The following is a 1,526-nucleotide window of genomic DNA, read 5'->3' as shown; positions in this document are numbered from 1 at the left end:
TGATCAGCCCTCTCGTGTACGGATGGCGTGGGGTAACGAGGACCTTGTCCACGGGACCTCGTTCGGCGGCCCGAGCCGCATACATTCAATCATAGGTCAGTCGGCACCGCCTTCCGTCTAGGGTGCGCGGACCTGGACATCCACGACCTTCATTTTCATGACTTGCGGCACGAAGGGACAGCCTTTTCGAGGCCGGGTTCACGATCTAACAAGTTGCACTGGTAACTGGGCACAAGGACTGGAAAATGTTGAAGCGCTACACCCATCTAAAGCCGGAGGCTCTCCACGCGGTATTGGCAGCGTGCGCGGCAGAGGTCGTTGCGCTCCTCAAGAAAATCGAGCCGGTCGAAAGCCTGCGAGGAGTGGGTGCTCTGTCCCGGTGGCGATCTCGCTTGCAAGCAGTTCGCCGGCAATCAGGCCAAGTGTTGCGCCGCTGTGGCTGAAGGCGACGTAGTATCCCTTGACCTCCCGCAACTGGCCGAAGACCGGTTCACCGTCTCCGGGGATTGGCTTCGGCCCGACACCGTAGCTGTCCAGTTCCAATTTCGGATGACCCTCGAGAACATTCGACGCTTCGTCGAGAAGTCCCTGGATGGTCGATGCGTTTACGCGATAAGTGCCATCCGGATTGACCACCACCTCTTCTTCCGACCAGGCGGAATCGAGCGCGAGCGCGCCATCTGGCGTTGGCCGGACGGCGACGCGCGGCGTGTTGAGCACGGCGCGGAGCGGCAAGTCGACTGGCTTGGTCCTGACCAGCAGCGCGATCGGTGTCCCGTCGGCGATACGCTGACCGGAGTCGGCAACCATTCGCGGCACATCCGCACCGGTCGCTAGAAGCACCGCGTCGGCGGCGAAGCTGATGCCGCTGGTCGTCGTGACGCCGGTTGCGCGGCCGTTGGCGACCGTGACGGTAGCGCTTCCGGCGCCGGTGAGAAGCCGCCCGCCACGCTCCACGAATTCCGCGATCAATATTTCGATCAGCGACGGCAGGTCGACCCAGCCCTCGCCCGGGTTGAAGATCGCGCCTTGCGGTGTGACAGCGCTTGCGCAGACACCCGGCGTGACCAACGCTATGTCGCCCGCGGACAGATGTTGCGCATCATAGCCGAGGCCTTTTTCATGGGCGAAGACATCGGCGATCTCGTTTGAGGCATCGTCGGCATCCCATGTCAGGCCGCCGTCGAAACGCAGCCAGGCAGCATCCGGATATCTCGCCGACAGCGTGCGGTAGCGGTCGATACCGATCATGCGCAGGCGATGATACTCAGCCGAGCGCTTGCGCGCCGAATTCATCCAGGCGAGCGAGCGGCCGGACGCCCCCTTGGCGAGCGGTCCATCATTGACCAGAACGGTCTCGATGCCGAGCCTTGCAAGATGAACGGCCGAGGAGACGCCAAAAATACCGCCCCCGACAACAACGACCTTGGAGACCTGATGAGATGTAACCATGAGATGTTCTTTCACTGTGTAGAGAGTGGATTGAGCGACCGAAGGCGTTCCACGCATATCGGCCAGATGGCGAT

The 1,526-nt window shown here is 61.9% G+C and carries 1 protein-coding gene; it reads right to left on the bottom strand.

The features are described from left to right. Nucleotides 1-327: 327 nt before the first annotated feature. Nucleotides 328-1,452, bottom strand: a complete 1,125-nt coding sequence (locus NKH97_RS33175) for an NAD(P)/FAD-dependent oxidoreductase (protein ID WP_352760121.1) — start codon at nucleotides 1,450-1,452, stop codon at nucleotides 328-330. Nucleotides 1,453-1,526 lie beyond the last annotated feature (74 nt).

This window comes from Mesorhizobium sp. M0870 (genome assembly GCF_040319775.1).
Lineage (GTDB): Bacteria > Pseudomonadota > Alphaproteobacteria > Rhizobiales > Rhizobiaceae > Mesorhizobium.
Note: the sequence above shows the minus strand (reverse complement) of the source record. Positions and strands in the feature narration are given on the sequence as shown.